General features: G+C 66.5%; 20 protein-coding genes. 8 read left to right on the top strand and 12 right to left on the bottom strand.

Going from position 1 to position 14162, the window contains the following annotated elements; genetic code table 11:
- Window positions 1–33 precede the first annotated feature (33 nt).
- The gene (locus ACQVDU_RS01375) at window positions 34–351 is read right to left on the bottom strand and encodes a hypothetical protein (protein WP_300592983.1); all 318 of its coding nucleotides are present in this window, start codon (window positions 349–351) and stop codon (window positions 34–36) included.
- Window positions 352–460: 109 nt separating this feature from the next.
- Window positions 461–1291 carry an oxidoreductase gene (locus ACQVDU_RS01370; protein WP_300592986.1) on the bottom strand — a complete coding sequence of 277 codons (831 nt, stop codon included), beginning with the start codon at window positions 1289–1291 and terminating at the stop codon, window positions 461–463.
- 112 nt (window positions 1292–1403) lie between these two features.
- Between ACQVDU_RS01370 and ACQVDU_RS01365 the strand changes: the two genes are divergently transcribed.
- Window positions 1404–1739, top strand: a complete 336-nt coding sequence (locus ACQVDU_RS01365; protein ID WP_300592989.1) for a hypothetical protein — start codon at window positions 1404–1406, stop codon at window positions 1737–1739.
- On the opposite strand, the gene ACQVDU_RS01360 is transcribed toward ACQVDU_RS01365, so the two are convergent.
- From ACQVDU_RS01360 to ychF, 5 genes are all read right to left on the bottom strand, one after another.
- The gene (locus ACQVDU_RS01360) at window positions 1721–2398 is read right to left on the bottom strand and encodes an alpha/beta fold hydrolase (protein ID WP_300592992.1); all 678 of its coding nucleotides are present in this window, start codon (window positions 2396–2398) and stop codon (window positions 1721–1723) included. The genes ACQVDU_RS01365 and ACQVDU_RS01360 overlap by 19 nt on opposite strands.
- 24 nt (window positions 2399–2422) lie before the next feature.
- A complete protein-coding gene (locus ACQVDU_RS01355; protein WP_300592995.1) occupies window positions 2423–2833 on the bottom strand; it encodes a type II toxin-antitoxin system VapC family toxin in 411 nt (136 codons plus the stop codon).
- Window positions 2830–3111 (bottom strand): type II toxin-antitoxin system Phd/YefM family antitoxin, encoded by a 282-nt coding sequence (locus ACQVDU_RS01350; RefSeq protein WP_300592998.1) that lies wholly within the window; start codon window positions 3109–3111, stop codon window positions 2830–2832. Before ACQVDU_RS01350 ends, ACQVDU_RS01355 begins: the two co-directional genes overlap by 4 nt.
- Window positions 3112–3184: 73 nt before the next feature.
- Window positions 3185–3376 (bottom strand): hypothetical protein, encoded by a 192-nt coding sequence (locus ACQVDU_RS01345; RefSeq protein WP_300593001.1) that lies wholly within the window; start codon window positions 3374–3376, stop codon window positions 3185–3187.
- 94 nt (window positions 3377–3470) lie between these two features.
- Window positions 3471–4544 carry a redox-regulated ATPase YchF gene (ychF, locus tag ACQVDU_RS01340; RefSeq protein WP_443476090.1) on the bottom strand — a complete coding sequence of 358 codons (1074 nt, stop codon included), beginning with the start codon at window positions 4542–4544 and terminating at the stop codon, window positions 3471–3473.
- Between the two features lie 83 nt (window positions 4545–4627).
- On the opposite strand from ychF, the gene ACQVDU_RS01335 reads away from it, so the two are divergent.
- Together ACQVDU_RS01335 and rmuC are read left to right on the top strand one after the other, a co-directional pair.
- Window positions 4628–5227 (top strand): 3'-5' exonuclease, encoded by a 600-nt coding sequence (locus ACQVDU_RS01335; protein WP_443476089.1) that lies wholly within the window; start codon window positions 4628–4630, stop codon window positions 5225–5227.
- A gap of 72 nt (window positions 5228–5299) precedes the next feature.
- Complete coding sequence (rmuC, locus tag ACQVDU_RS01330) at window positions 5300–6643, top strand: DNA recombination protein RmuC (RefSeq protein ID WP_443476088.1); 1344 nt, start codon at window positions 5300–5302, stop codon at window positions 6641–6643.
- Here the strand turns inward: rmuC and ACQVDU_RS01325 are convergent.
- The 3 genes from ACQVDU_RS01325 to ACQVDU_RS01315 all read right to left on the bottom strand — a co-directional run bounded on the left by ACQVDU_RS01325 (window position 6624) and on the right by ACQVDU_RS01315 (window position 8375).
- Window positions 6624–6848 carry a UDP-N-acetylmuramyl pentapeptide phosphotransferase gene (locus ACQVDU_RS01325; protein WP_292708410.1) on the bottom strand — a complete coding sequence of 75 codons (225 nt, stop codon included), beginning with the start codon at window positions 6846–6848 and terminating at the stop codon, window positions 6624–6626. The two genes, rmuC and ACQVDU_RS01325, sit on opposite strands and share 20 nt — an antisense overlap.
- A gap of 119 nt (window positions 6849–6967) precedes the next feature.
- Window positions 6968–7957, bottom strand: a complete 990-nt coding sequence (glpX, locus tag ACQVDU_RS01320; RefSeq protein WP_300593011.1) for a class II fructose-bisphosphatase — start codon at window positions 7955–7957, stop codon at window positions 6968–6970.
- 88 nt (window positions 7958–8045) lie between these two features.
- Complete coding sequence (locus tag ACQVDU_RS01315; protein ID WP_300593014.1) at window positions 8046–8375, bottom strand: DUF7882 family protein; 330 nt, start codon at window positions 8373–8375, stop codon at window positions 8046–8048.
- Between the two features lie 186 nt (window positions 8376–8561).
- On the opposite strand from ACQVDU_RS01315, the gene fbaA reads away from it, so the two are divergent.
- Window positions 8562–9593 carry a class II fructose-bisphosphate aldolase gene (gene fbaA / locus ACQVDU_RS01310; protein WP_300593017.1) on the top strand — a complete coding sequence of 344 codons (1032 nt, stop codon included), beginning with the start codon at window positions 8562–8564 and terminating at the stop codon, window positions 9591–9593.
- Window positions 9594–9638: 45 nt separating this feature from the next.
- On the opposite strand, the gene ACQVDU_RS01305 is transcribed toward fbaA, so the two are convergent.
- Together ACQVDU_RS01305 and ACQVDU_RS01300 are read right to left on the bottom strand one after the other, a co-directional pair.
- On the bottom strand, window positions 9639–10202 hold the full coding sequence (locus tag ACQVDU_RS01305; protein ID WP_300593019.1) for a DUF6264 family protein: 564 nt from the start codon (window positions 10200–10202) through the stop codon (window positions 9639–9641).
- Window positions 10199–11218: a 4-hydroxy-3-methylbut-2-enyl diphosphate reductase gene (locus tag ACQVDU_RS01300; RefSeq protein ID WP_443476383.1), complete on the bottom strand. Its 1020-nt coding sequence runs from the start codon at window positions 11216–11218 to the stop codon at window positions 10199–10201. Before ACQVDU_RS01300 ends, ACQVDU_RS01305 begins: the two co-directional genes overlap by 4 nt.
- Window positions 11219–11300: 82 nt before the next feature.
- On the opposite strand from ACQVDU_RS01300, the gene xseA reads away from it, so the two are divergent.
- From xseA to ACQVDU_RS01280, 4 genes are read left to right on the top strand one after another with little or no spacing between them, the layout of a single operon-like run.
- Window positions 11301–12596 carry an exodeoxyribonuclease VII large subunit gene (xseA, locus tag ACQVDU_RS01295; protein ID WP_300593024.1) on the top strand — a complete coding sequence of 432 codons (1296 nt, stop codon included), beginning with the start codon at window positions 11301–11303 and terminating at the stop codon, window positions 12594–12596.
- Window positions 12597–12606: 10 nt separating this feature from the next.
- A complete protein-coding gene (locus tag ACQVDU_RS01290; RefSeq protein WP_443476087.1) occupies window positions 12607–12855 on the top strand; it encodes an exodeoxyribonuclease VII small subunit in 249 nt (82 codons plus the stop codon).
- Entirely contained in the window at window positions 12855–13499 is a 645-nt protein-coding gene (locus ACQVDU_RS01285; RefSeq protein ID WP_300593094.1) for a DUF4245 family protein, read from the top strand. The genes ACQVDU_RS01290 and ACQVDU_RS01285 overlap by 1 nt, the downstream gene beginning before the upstream one ends.
- Window positions 13496–14131: a carbonic anhydrase gene (locus ACQVDU_RS01280; protein WP_300593028.1), complete on the top strand. Its 636-nt coding sequence runs from the start codon at window positions 13496–13498 to the stop codon at window positions 14129–14131. Before ACQVDU_RS01285 ends, ACQVDU_RS01280 begins: the two co-directional genes overlap by 4 nt.
- The last annotated feature ends 31 nt before the right edge of the window (window positions 14132–14162 follow it).

Raw genomic sequence — 14162 nt, 5'->3', positions numbered from 1 at the left:
AATGCGTCAGCGGCAATGGCGGGCGTGGCAAGGTCAGAGCTCCAGCGGCCACGGGTCATCCGGCGGGCCGCCTCGACCGCCGTCGAGGCGCATCCTGCGGCGGTGGATCTCTTCGATCGACGCAGGGTCGGGCTCCATGGTGGCCTCTCCGGGCACCGACTCGACAATGAGCGCGGCTGCCTCATTCAGGAGCATTGTCACCGTGACGCGATGTCCCTCTGCGTTCGTTGCCGGCACTGTCACTGCATCGGCCGTCCGGTGCTCGCTCAGGATCCGGGCGTAGTCGATGAGGGCATTGGCGGTGTCATCGTGCATGAACAGAGACCTACCGGCGTAGTGCACATGCTTCATGTGGGCAACCTAAGCCCGCGCGTCGTTGACCACGACCCTCTTGACATCCCGGCTCGGATGGTCAGAATTCCCGCCGAGCATTGCATCGCTTGGAAATCGTGGCGGCTGTTCACATGGCCAGGCGTCTGAGGATGAGGTCCATGACCCGGTCCGGGAGCAGGCGACGTGCGGCCACAACGACCTTGGCCGACGCCGGAGTCGCATATCGGGTCTTCGGCCGCCACACTGTCGCCGCGTGCACGATCGTGGCCGCGACATCCTCCGGGGTCCCGGAAGCCGCCGAGCCGTCGACGCGCTCGTAGTTGCGGACGAGGGCTCGGGCCTGCTCGGCATACGGGCCGGCGCCCGAGTACTCCTGCGCGCTGCGGCGCGAGATCGTATTCCATTCGGTTCGGATCGGCCCAGGCTGGATGATGACGACGTCGATCCCGTGCGGGGCAAGCTCGATCCGCAGCGAGTCTGAGAGGCCTTCGACCGCGAACTTCGTGGCGTGATACCAGGAGCCGATGGGCTCGTAGATGCGCCCGCCGATGGACGAGACGTTGATGATGCGGCCGCGCCGGAGAGCGCGCATCGTCGGGATCACGAGCTGGGTGAGCCGCGCCAACCCGAAGACGTTGACCTCGAACTGACGACGGGCCTCGTCGATGGGAACGTCCTCGAGTGCGCCGTACGACCCGTATCCGGCGTTGTTGACGAGCACGTCCAAACGCCGCTGCTCCCGGATGATACGGTCGACGCCAGCGCGCAGGGATGCGTCATCCGTCACATCCATCTCGATCACGTGGCATCCGGATGCCTCGAGCTCCTGCATTCGGTCGACCCGCCGCGCTGCGCCGTAAACGATCCAGCCACGCGCGGCGAGCGCGAGTGCTGTTGCGTGACCGATCCCTGAGGAAGCGCCGGTGATGAGGACGACGGGGCGTGGCTTCGGGCTCATGCCCCTAGTCCATCACGCCCCGCGGCGCGCAGGTCCGGATGTCGGAGGCCCGACCTAGCCTGCAAGGCATACCGAGAGCGTGCCCCTCTCCCGATGGAACAGGAGCACGTTCATGACTACGCACAACTCTTCCGCTGCAGCGACTCCAGCGGCGTTTGACGACCTCGTCCTCACCTGCTGCCACATCCGCGAGGGCGAGCGCCCCGTCGGATTCGTCTCGCATGACTCGCTCGGATGGGTCTTCACGTGTGGCCGGGGCGACCACTGGACCGACTGCTGGGGTATGGCACACGCCTATCACTTCACGGACGCCGACGTCTCGCTCGTTCTGCTCGGCGCACTCGGTGTCGGCGGGCAGGCTGCGCGCTTCGCCGCAGATCACGCCTGGCTGACCCTTCCCAACTTCGAGGCAAGCGAGAGCGTGCCAGGTCAGTCCCAGTCGAGGTAGTCCTCGATGGGCCAGGCCGTCTCCCCGACGTGGGTCAACGGGAACAGGTCGCGCGCACCCTCGATCGTGACGAGGCTGATCCGCTCGGGAGCGCTCGCCGCCAGCGCCTGCCCGTTCGCCGGCGGCGCCACCTCATCGTCGGCTCCCTGGATGATCAGGATGGGGATACTCGGCGGAATCTCGAGCGCGGCGATCACTGGCGTGGCGGTGCGCGCGGCGCTCTGCATGGCGACGAGGTCGGCCTTGCGGGCGTTCTCGGACACCTCGGACTCAGCGGATGCCGCGGCACCCTCGGTCCCTTCAACACCGAGAAGCAGGAGCCCACCGAATCGCCCAGGGTGCTCGAGCGCGGCGACACGTGCGACGGTGCCGCCGAAGCCGTGTCCGCCGACCCAGGAGAAAGCGAGGCCGAGGTGATCCATCACGTCGATGACGTCGCGAGCGAGATCGTGCATCGTCGGCCCGATCCCCGACTGCGGACGACGGCTGCCGATGCGTACGACGTGGAAGTCTTCCTCGGCGAGCGCTTCGGCAAGTGGCCCGAGGTACCCGATGTTGAGTCCCTGCCCCGGCAACAGTACGAGAGACGGGCCGTTGAGGCGGTCGTCGGCGTACGGGATCGCTCGCCCCTCGGGTTCGAACGTCTCGATCTCAGCCATTGCGTTTCGTCCTCTCGCATCTGGTCAGGAGTTGGCAACCGCTCCGGGAGCGATCACAGCCAGGCCCGCGGTGCGCGCAGCCTCGCCTAGCCTGCGGTCGTAGGTGAGCACGGCATCCACATCCAGACGTATCGCCGCCTCCAGATGCAGAGCATCAAGTGTGCGCAGGTACGGCATCGGCAACAGCCCGGCAGATCGGTAGATCGCACGATCGAGCGCCGCGAGCGAGACCCCGTCGAGGATCTGGCTCACCTTGGCCTGGTCGCGTCCTTCTCTGAGGGCGATGCGGCGAAGCTCCGTCTCGAGCAGGTCGCTCGAGACCAGCTGCATCGGAGTTTCATCAAGCCACCGCACGAGCGCTGGCGTTTCAGGCTGAGCAACCAGGAGCGCCCCCAACGCTGACGTGTCTGCGTAGACGAGGGATACGTCAGTCAAGCGCGATCCTCGCGCAGTTCATCAAGAATCCGAGCCATCGGAGCGTCACTTGCGGTCGGCTCGGGCGCCAGCGCAGCCCAGCCGGCAGTCCTCCTGGCAGGCCGCACGATCAACAGCGTCGGCGCAGGTGCGTCAAGTGGGACGATGCGTCCAACCGCAACTCCACGGTTTGTCAGCACGAAGGACTGCCCCTCCGCCACCTCACGAAGAACGCGACCCGACTCGTTTCTCAGCTCGCGCTGGGAGAGTGTCTCGATCTGGTTCTCGCTCGCGCTCACGAACCGAGCGTAGCACTCGCGCTACAGACGCCGACTCAGTTGTTGAACCCGAACTCCACGACGTGCCCCGGGGTTAGATCTCTGGAAACGCCTCGAGTACTTCGCCCCGTTCGCCGATCTCGTCAAGCTCGCCCTCAATCTCATAGAGAGCGTTGTACACAATGTCCAATAGGCCGTACGGATCCCGCCAGCTCCGGCCAACTCTGGTTGCGAACCTGGCCAGGATCTCGATCGCGTCATCCGCAACCTGGCGGGACTCCTCCATATGCATATTCGTACCGCGATGAGCCGAGCGAACTCATGCAACCTTAGGCGCGTACACGCGACGATGGTGGAACCAGCCGCTCACCTGCTGCGTGCTAGTTGTTGAAGCGGAACTCCACGACGTCGCCGTCCTGCATGACGTAGTCCTTGCCTTCGAGCCGCGCCTTGCCGCGAGCGCGGGCTTCGAGCACCGAACCCGCGTCGACGAGATCGTCGAACGAGATGACCTCGGCCTTGATGAAGCCCTTCTCGAAATCGGTGTGGATGACGCCGGCGGCCTGGGGCGCCTTCCATCCCTTACCGATCGTCCACGCACGGGCCTCCTTCGGGCCGGCGGTGAGGTAGGTCTGCAGGCCGAGAGTGTCGAATCCGATCCGGGCGAGCTGGTCGAGGCCCGACTCGTCCTGGCCGGTCGAGGCGAGAAGTTCCGCAGCATCCTCGGGGTCGAGGTCGATGAGCTCGGACTCGATCTTCGCGTCGAGGAACACTGCCTGCGCGGGAGCGACGAGCGCCGCGAGGTTCGCCTTGGCGTCGGCATCCGTCAACACAGACTCGTCCACGTTGAACACGAAGATGAAGGGCTTTGCGGTCAGCAGACCGAGCTCACGGATCGGGGCCAGCTCGATTCCGGATGCCGAGAGCAGCGTCCCGCGCTCGAGCGCGTCTTTCGCGGCGAGCGCTGTCTCGAGCACGACCGGGTCGAGCTTCTTGCCCTTGACCTCTTTCTCGTACCGCGTGATCGCCTTCTCGAGCGTCTGGAGGTCAGCGAGCTGGAGCTCGGCGTTGATGGTCTCCATGTCGTTCTTCGGGTCGACGGCTCCGTCGACGTGCACGACATCCGAATCGGCGAAACCGCGCACGACCTGGGCGATGGCGTCGGCTTCGCGGATGTTGGCGAGGAACTGGTTACCCAGGCCCTCCCCTTCGGAGGCGCCGCGGACGATGCCGGCGATGTCGACGAACGAGACGCTGGCCGGAAGAATCCGCTCGGAGCCGAAGATTCCGGCGAGGGTGTTCAAGCGCGGGTCGGGGAGGTTGACCACGCCCACGTTCGGCTCGATCGTTGCGAACGGGTAGTTCGCCGCGAGCACCTGGTTCTTGGTGAGGGCGTTGAAGAGGGTCGACTTGCCGACATTCGGGAGTCCGACGATTCCGATGGTAAGAGCCACGGGGGTCCAGTCTACGGGGGCGGCGCCGTCTCGCCCCGGCGCGCCTCGGGGGCGATGTCGGATGGGCAGGCGATGCTGAAGCCGTGTCACTGGATTTCACCGCAATCGACTTCGAAACGGCGAATTCCAGCAATGCCTCAGCGTGCGCCGTCGGCCTCGCTCGCGTGCGTGACGGCGAGATCGTCGAGACGGCGGGATGGCTCATCCGGCCGCCGTTCCCCCACGACCGCTTCTTCGAGATCAACACCCGCATCCATGGCATCCGCGAACAGGATGTCGTCAATGCACGGACCTGGGCGGAGCAGCTGCCAGACCTGTGCGGGTTCATCGGTGATGACGTGGCGATCGCCCACAACGCCGGCTTCGATATGAGCGTCATCCGCCGGGCCTGCGAGGCAACCGGAACTGCCTGCCCTGACCTGACCTACGCGTGCACGGTGCAGATCTCACGACGCACCTACGACATCCCGTCTCACCGCCTTCCGGCCGCGGCAGCCGCCGCTGGATACGCGGGTTTCGTGCACCACGAGGCCGTCGCGGATGCCGTGGCATGCGCGCACATCGCGATTGATGCAGCCCGCCGCGCCGCCGCGTCCGATCTCACGTCGCTGGCCGAAGCACTCGGCGTACGGCTCGGGCGCCTCGAGGGATTCGCCGCAGCAGCCGAGACGATCTTCGCCTGACACGCCACTACCTCTGCCTCGGTCACGGCGCGGTGAACCGGCGATGTCGGTGGCCCGCGGCATCCTGACGACATGGACGCATTACTGGTGTCGGGAATCATCCTCGGGAGCCTCGCGGCAGGCCTCATCGCGGGGTGGGCCTTCGGTGCGACGGGGGCGCGGGCGCGATCGATGGCTCAGCTGGCCGGGGTGCGCGAGCAGCTGGCCGCAACCTCCGCCGCACACGGGGCGACGCTCGCGCAGCTCGCCCAGCAGAAGGAGTGGTATCGCGACCTTGTCGCCCAGACCCGCTCCGACCAGGCAGCCCGCGAGGAACGCGAGCGACGGGAGCAGTCGGTGCTCCGCGCCCTCGAACCGGTGCGCGAGACGCTGCAGTCAATGCAGATGACGGTCGCCGAGCTCGAACGCGAACGACAGAACCAGTACGGCACGATCGCCGAGCAGCTGCGGCGAGCTCAGCAGTCCGACGAGGCCCTGCGTGCCACAACCGAGAGCCTCGCCAGCGCCCTCCGCTCCGGCAGCACGCGCGGCGTGTGGGGCGAGACCCAGCTGCGCCGCGTCGTCGAGGCTGCGGGGCTGACGCGGCATGTCGATTTCGACATCCAGTCGACGATCGAAACGGATGCCGGCGCTGGCCGCCCCGACATGATCATTCGCCTGCCGGGAGACAAGGCCATCGCCGTTGACGCCAAGGTGCCACTTGACGCCTACCTCGAGGCCGCAGCGGTCCCCGACACCGCAGTCGGCGCCGAAGCAGCATCCCGACGTGCGCTCATGGACAAGCACGTCAAGGCCATGCGCGCGCACGTCGACGCCCTCGCGAAGAAGACGTACTGGGCCGGTTTGACCTCGAGTCCCGAGTTTGTGATCTGCTTCGTGCCCAGCGAGTCGCTGCTGTCGACGGCACTGGATACCGACCCCACGTTGCTCGATTACGCGTTCGGGAGACGCGTCGCGCTGGCGTCACCGGTCAACCTGTGGGCAGTGCTGAAGACCGTCGCCTACACCTGGACGCAGCAGGACGTCACCGCGGACGCCAGACGCCTGTTCGATCTCGGCAATGAACTCTTCACGCGGCTCGGCGGCCTCGCATCGCACGCCAACGACCTGCGCCGGTCGATCGAGCGGACTGTCGAGTCCTTCAATCGCTTCGCCGGAACGCTCGAGTCCCGCGTGCTCGTGACGGCTAGGAAGTTCCCCGGAATCGATGACACGAAACTGGATGCCGTCACTGGCCCCGCAGCGATCGAGTCATCACCCCGTCACCTAACGGCGATCGAGTTTTTGGACGCGGGCTCGGAGCGCGACACGAGTGGATCTGAGGTAACGACCGAAGACGATCCCACCGCTCGCATCACCGCTGACCTCGGGGAGATCAGGGGCCGCATCCAGTCGCCTACGCGCCGCCAGGAATGAGACTCAGCAGCGCGACAACCGTGCCCGACACCAAGATGAACGCCCCGATCGACCACCACACGGAGGGTTGGTGTCCCACGGGACGACGAACACGGAACAGCACGTCCGGTCGTCGTGCGGGATCGCTGGCATCGGCGATCACGGCCTGAGCACCGGTGTGCGGTCCCGTGCGGGGATTCCGGTCTTCGCTCGGTGGTGTCGACATGGCGTCACTCCTCGCTTCCGTTCGGACTCCTCCGATTCTGCCAGAGGTCCACGCCGAGGCCGCCTCACCGCGCCCGGGAAGCAGGGCCGCCCGTCAACGCAGCGTGGTGCTCACGGAACTCAGAGCCACTTCGACACGAGGTGCTCAGACGTGATCCGACGCAGCGTGCCCGAGGCCCCACGGAGCACGACGCTTTCGGTGTAGACGTATCCACCCTCACGCCGCACCCCGGCGACGAGCTCGCCATTGGTCACGCCGGTAGCAACGAAGATCGTGTTGTTGCCCCGAACCATGTCGTCGGCCTCGTAGATGTGTCCGTCGACCTTGAGGCCCGCATCGATAGCGCGCTGCGCCTCGTCGTCATTGCGTGGCCAGAGTCGACCCTGGATGTGACCGCCAAGAGCCTTGATCGCGCAGGCCGTGACGATCCCCTCGGGGCTGCCTCCGACACCCACGCACATGTCAGTGCGCGCGTTGTGGCGAGCCGCATTGATCCCGCCCGCGACATCGCCGTCACTCATGAGGCGCGTGCCGGCCCCAGCTTCCCGGATCTCCGCGATGAGCTTGTCGTGTCGCGGCCGGTTCAGGACCGAGACGACGATCTCGTCAACCGGCTTTCCCAACGCCTTCGCGAGCAGACGGATGTTCTCCCCGATCGGAAGGCGAATGTCGACCACACCGACACCGGCGGGTCCGGTCACGAGCTTGTCCATATAGAAGACCGACGACGCGTCGAGCATCGTGCCGTGATCGGAAACGGCAAGGACGGAGAGCGCGTTATTGCGACCCTCGGCCGTCAGCGACGTCCCGTCAATCGGGTCGACCGCGACGTCGCACTTCGGACCGCGACCGTTGCCGACGCTCTCGCCGTTGAAGAGCATGGGGGCGTCATCCTTCTCACCCTCGCCGATGACGATGGTGCCGTCGAAACTCACGGTCGTGAGGAAGGCGCGCATCGCGTCGACCGCTGCCCCGTCAGCGGCCTCTTTGGCGCCGCGGCCGATGAAAGGCACCGACCGGATCGCCGCAGCCTCGGTCGCACGAACCAGCTCGAGAGCCAGGTTTCGGTCGGGATGCAACGGGCTCATGTCTGCGGTCAGGCTCACCATGATTTCACCCTAACCACGCGTGCGGCCTCGCCCGCCGAGTTACCCACTCGCGTTCCGACAAGAATCAAGGTTCTTGCCAGAGCGGCAATCAGGGGCGAACTACCGGCGCCGTCGTCGCATCGAAGTGTTGCGAGACCAGCAGAATCCCCCCCGATGAATTCGCAGAGTTTGCGAGGTCCTCGATCCATTCGCGGCTCAACTGCGGCGATTCCGGCTCATCGAAGACGAAGCGCAGGGGAATCGACGGATGCAGCCACAGGGTCGTGCGTCCCGGTTCCTGGTCCTCAGGGTGCTGCCACGACACCGTGAAGCTCTCGCCGCGGCGCAGCTTCGTGGCGATCACCACTTTGAGATGCGCAAGCGCGAGGTCATCGATGTAGATGGGGGTCGCCGATCCTCCGTAGTAAACAGTTCCCATGTGCGCTACCCTATGCGCCGCCTCGCTGACGAGGGCCGACATGGCAGAACCTTCATGTTCGGGTCACAGGTCTCCCCGTCCGCCGGGGAATCTCACGGCCGACCGTCTCGGCGCGGGCTGACACGCTTCGCTAGAGTGACGGTGAACCCCCACCGAGGTGATTCCCCACCGACAAGGAGCGCACTCATGCCCGTCGCAACCCCCGACCAGTACGCCGAGATGCTCGACCGCGCCAAGGCAGGCGGGTTCGCCTACCCGGCCATCAACGTCTCGAGTTCGCAGTCGATCAACGCCGTACTGCAGGGCTTGGCAGAGGCCGGTTCGGACGGCATCCTGCAGGTGACGACCGGCGGCGCTGACTACTTCGCCGGGCACACCGTCAAGGCGCGGGCCACGGGAGCACTCGCGATGGCGAAGTTCGCCACCGAGGTCGCCAAGAACTACCCGATCACTGTCGCGCTGCACACCGATCACTGCCCCAAGCCCGCCCTCGAAGACTTCGTGCTGCCGCTACTTGCAGCATCCGAAGAGCAGGTGAAGGCCGGTGGCGAGCCGATCTTCCAGTCGCACATGTGGGATGGATCGGCAGTCCCGCTGGGCGAGAACATCGAGATCGCCAAGGAGCTTCTCCCCCGGCTGAAGAACATCAACGCGATCCTCGAGGTCGAGATCGGCGTCGTCGGCGGCGAAGAGGATGGCGTCAAGCACGAGGGCACGAACGACGCGCTCTACACCACGACCGGCGACGTCACCCAAGTGGTCGAGGCACTGGGCCTCGGCGACCAGGGTCGCTGGATCGCCGCGCTCACCTTCGGCAATGTGCACGGCGTGTACAAGCCCGGCAACGTCAAGCTCAAGCCGGAACTGCTCGGCGAGATCCAGGAAGGCATCGCCGCGAAGTTCGGCACGGCGGCAAAGCCCCTGGACCTCGTCTTCCACGGTGGCAGTGGCTCGACCGAGGAAGAGATCGCCCTGGCTGTCGCGAACGGCGTCATCAAGATGAACATCGACACCGACACGCAGTACGCGTTCACGCGCTCCGTCGCCGGCTTCATGTTCAGCAACTACGACGGCGTCCTGAAGGTCGACGGCGAGGTCGGCAACAAGAAGGCCTACGACCCGCGGGCATGGGGCAAGGTTGCAGAGACTGCGATGGCGGCACGTGTCGTCGAGGCTACGCAGCAGCTCGGCTCGGCGGGCAAGTCCCTGGGCGTCTGAGCTCCGCCCCGCAGGCGATCAGTCTGCCGACCCGCGTATCTGGCCTCAGGAGATCGAGGCCAGGTACGCGGTGAAAGCGGGGTCTGACATCAGCGGAACAATCGCGAGCACGCCGACGACCAGATGAGTGACGACGGCGCCGACAAGCGGAACCCACCACGCGATCTTGCCGGCCATGGTCCGGCGCACCGAGAACCACGCGGTGATGAGGTAGCCGATGATCAGCGCGACCGCAGCGGCGGTTCCCCAGGTCTGTCCACCGTCGAGGTTGGTGAACTCGCCGGGGATCCCCATGACTTCGAAGACCGTTGCGGCGTACTGCGGAAAGTCCAAGAGTGCGAGCGCAGCGACAGCGACGTTCACCAACGCGTAGGCGAGCAGCGCGAAGGTGATGATGCGATCGATTGCCCGCGAGCGTCCAGGATCGACCGAAGCGCGCGGCGCCGCGCCTCCTTTGTTCGCGGATGCCGACGCGGGCGCATCCGTCACCGACTCGCCGGTATCGAGCGACCAGGTCGCGTCGGGCTTTTGGATGCGTGCTCGCTGCTCCTCCGGCGTCGCATAGACGCCGTACTGCGGCTGCGGTCGGTCGTCCTTGTCTTCGCTCATGCGCGCACGCGCCCGCCCCGGTGCTCGCCGGTGCTCTGCCGCAACTCCTTGGGGAGGGAGAACATCAAGTCCTCTTCGGCCGTGCGCACCTCTTCGACGTCGCGATAGCCTGCCGCCGCAAGATCCTCGAGCACCTGCTGAACCAGCACCTCGGGGACCGACGCACCGCTGGTGACACCGACGCTGGCAACCCCATCGAGCCATTCCTGCCGAATCTCGTCAGCGTAGTCGACCCGATACGCGGCCTTCGCGCCGTACTCGAGAGCGACCTCGACCAGTCGCACGCTGTTGGACGAGTTCGCCGAACCGACGACGATCACCAGGTCAGCACCCTGTGCGACCTTCTTGATGGCGACCTGGCGGTTCTGGGTCGCGTAGCAGATGTCGTCTGAGGGCGGATCCTGCAGCTCGGGGAACCGCTCACGCAGGCGCCGGACAGTCTCCATCGTCTCGTCCACCGAGAGGGTCGTCTGCGACAGCCACACCACGCGGGACGGGTCCCGCACCTCGACGGTGTCGGCCTCCTCGGGCGAGTTGACGATCGTGATGTGCTCCGGCGCCTCACCGGCTGTGCCCTCAACCTCTTCATGACCGAGGTGACCGATCAAAAGGATCTCGAACTCGTCACGGGCAAAGCGCACGGCTTCGCGGTGCACCTTCGTGACCAGCGGGCAGGTCGCGTCGATTGCCTGCAACTGGCGATCGGCTGCCGACTGCACGACGGCCGGCGACACACCGTGCGCGCTGAAGACGACGTGCGCGCCCTCGGGCACTTCGTCGACCTCGTCGACGAAGATCGCGCCCTTCTGTTCGAGCTCGGTCACGACGTGGATGTTGTGAACGATCTGCTTGCGAACGTAGACGGGCGCACCGAATCGCTCGAGCGCCTTCTCGACCGCGATCACGGCGCGATCGACTCCGGCGCAGTATCCCCGGGGCGCAGCGAGCAGCACCCGCTTGGGTCGATCGACCGGGATATCCTGGAGGCGCTCACGGCGCCGCGGAACGCGGGGCATGGGCATGTGTACCGCGGGAGTGCTCATCGGTCCGATTCTACGGGGGCGGCCTGAGCGCGGGCCGGGCAAGCCGAAAGGGATCATGACGACGTTTCAGCCCGAGCACGTTCCCGGACAGGCTCCGCCGCCGGATTCCGTGCATCCGCGGGACTCGAGCGCCCAGTCGCCGACGTCGGTTGCTCGCCTGGGCGACACCATTCGCGGCTTTGTCGAGACGTGGGGGTCGGTGTGGGTCGAGGGCGAGATCACATCGTGGAACCTTCGCGGCGGCAACGTCTTCGGGCGCATCAAAGACCTCACGACGGACGCGACGATCTCGATCCGAATCTGGTCGAGTACGCGCCAGCGGCTCCCCGCCGACCTCGCCGTCGGCGATCGGGTCGTCGCGTGCGTCAAGGCCGACTACTTCACCCGAACGGGTGATTTCAGCTTCGCCGTTTCGGCGATGCGGCATGTGGGGCTGGGCGACCAGTTGGAGCGGCTCGAGCGGCTCCGGGTCCAGCTCCGCGGCGAAGGGTTATTCGACCCCGCTCGCAAGAAGCAGCTCCCGTTCCTCCCGCACCTCATTGGCCTGATCACGGGCGAGAACTCGGATGCCGAGAAGGATGTGCATCGCAACGCGGAACTGCGCTGGCCGCGTGTGCGGTTCCGCACGCAGTACGCGGCTGTGCAGGGGGATCGTTGCGTACCCGAGACGATCGCGGCGTTGAAAGCCCTGGATGCCGACCCCGAGGTCGACGTGATCATCATCGCTCGGGGCGGTGGCGACCCGCAGACCCTCCTGGGATTCAGTGACGAGCGGCTCGTGAGGGCGGTGGCGGCGGCATCCACCCCCGTGGTCAGCGCCATCGGACACGAGAACGACCATCCGATCCTCGACGATGTGGCGGATCTTCGAGCATCCACGCCGACGGATGCCGCAAAGCGCGTGGTCCCGGACGTCGCCGAGCAAAGGGCGCTCGTGTCTCAGTTGCTCAGCCGCGCCCGCACCCGGGTGACACAGCGACTGGCCCATGACATCACCCAACTCGAACAGCTTCGCTCACGCCCCGTGCTGCGCAATCCCGAGAACGTGCTGGCCCAGCGAGCGCAGCACATCGAGCTTCTGGTCGCGCGCGGGCGCGACCACGCCGAGCGCGCCGTGGCCGTGCAAACCGCACATACCGCGCAGTTGCGCGCAGCTGTACGCGCCCTCTCCCCCGCGTCGACGCTTGCCCGCGGGTATGCGATCGCGCACGTCGCTGGTGGCGTGATCGTGCGGGATGCCGAGCAGGCGCCGTCTGGGACAGAGGTCACGGTGACCGTCGGACGCGGCTCGTTCGCTGCGCGTTCGGGAGGCGAGGTTGACGAGACCAGAACCCCCGACAGGCCGCTCTAGGATGGAAGCCATGACCGCCGCGAACCCGCCTGCACCGGGGGACGTCGACGGCCTCTCGTTCGAGCAGGCTCGCGACGAGTTGGTTCGGGTCGTCGCAGAACTGGAGCAGGGCGCACCAACTCTCGAGGAGTCGCTTCGACTCTGGGAGCGCGGCGAAGCTCTCGCGGCGCGGTGCGAGCAGTGGCTCGTCGGCGCGAAAGAACGCCTGGATGCAGCGCGTGCAGCCTCGACGCCACCGACGGGCGGGGACCAGTCGTGATGGCGCAGCGTGAGCGAATCGTCGCCGAGCTCGGCCGTCCTGAAACTCCCGAGGAGACGGCGGCGCGCAAGGCCGAGTCATCCCGCGTCTATCGCTCGAGTCAGACGTTTCGCAATCTTGTTGCGGCCCTCGTGATCACCCTCGGCATCGTCGCAATCGTCATCTTCGCCGTGCCGCGCGGCGAGCCACCAGCGCCCAAGCCGATCGACGTCGCTGCGGTAGCCGAGGATGTCTCGGGCACCCTCGGGGGTGGGGTTGCGATCGTCCCTGTCGTTCCCGAGACCTGGCTGGTCACCTCCGCCGCCGTCGCAGGAGACGACCCGCGCACGTGGACGGTGCTGTACGTCCCTGCCGAAGACGCCGGATTCGTGCGGGTCTCCCAGGGCTTCAGCGCAGACGCGGCATGGCCGACTCGCGAGCTCTCAGGAGCAGATGCGGCGGGAACCATCGTCATCGACGGTGTCGAATGGACCGAGTACGACATTCCCGACCCTGCCCGCGCCGGCAACATCTCGGCTGCTCTGAGTACGACCGCCGGCGACGACACGATCCTGGTCTACGGCGCAACGAATACCGAGACCCTCCGCGTGGTCGCGGCGGGTCTGACCGATCAGATCGTCACCGCCCAGGAGGAAAGCTCATGACGCCCACCGCGACTCCCGCCGAGGTGTGGGGCGACATGCGTGAGGGCAATGCCCGGTTCGTCTCGGGCGACCCGTCGCACCCACGGCAGGATGTCGAGCGTCGTCACGAACTGGCCGGGGGCCAGCGCCCGCGTGCCGCACTGTTCGGGTGCGCAGACTCGCGCCTCGCCGCGGAGATCATCTTCGACCAGGGCCTCGGTGATCTGTTCGTCGTCCGAAACGCCGGTCAGGTCATTTCCGACTCTGTCGTGGGCAGCCTCGAGTACGCCGTCGCGGTCCTCGAGGTCCCCCTCATCGTCGTGCTCGGCCACGACGAATGCGGTGCCGTTGCCGCCGCGATCGAATCCACCACCGTGGATGCCCCCTCTCTTCCGCCACACATCTGGCGCCAGATCGCCCCCATCGTTCCGGCGGTCCGGCGCGTGATTCGCGCGTCCGACGGCAAGCCCGTGGATGCCGAAGAAGTAGGCCGCGAGCACCTGCGTGACACCGTCGCTGAGCTCCTCCACTCCTCCGAGCTCATCAGCGATGCCGTCGCCGCCGGTACCCTCGCGATCGTCGGAGCGAACTACCGGCTGTCTGAAGGCACGGCGATCCCCGATGTCATCGTGGGCGCCGCCGAGAACCCCTGATCACTGCGGGCAGACGCCCGAACCCACCTGA

The organism is Microbacterium sp. F2 (genome assembly GCF_052274505.1).
Taxonomy (GTDB): domain Bacteria; phylum Actinomycetota; class Actinomycetes; order Actinomycetales; family Microbacteriaceae; genus Microbacterium.
This window is presented reverse-complemented; position numbering and strand designations above follow the sequence as displayed.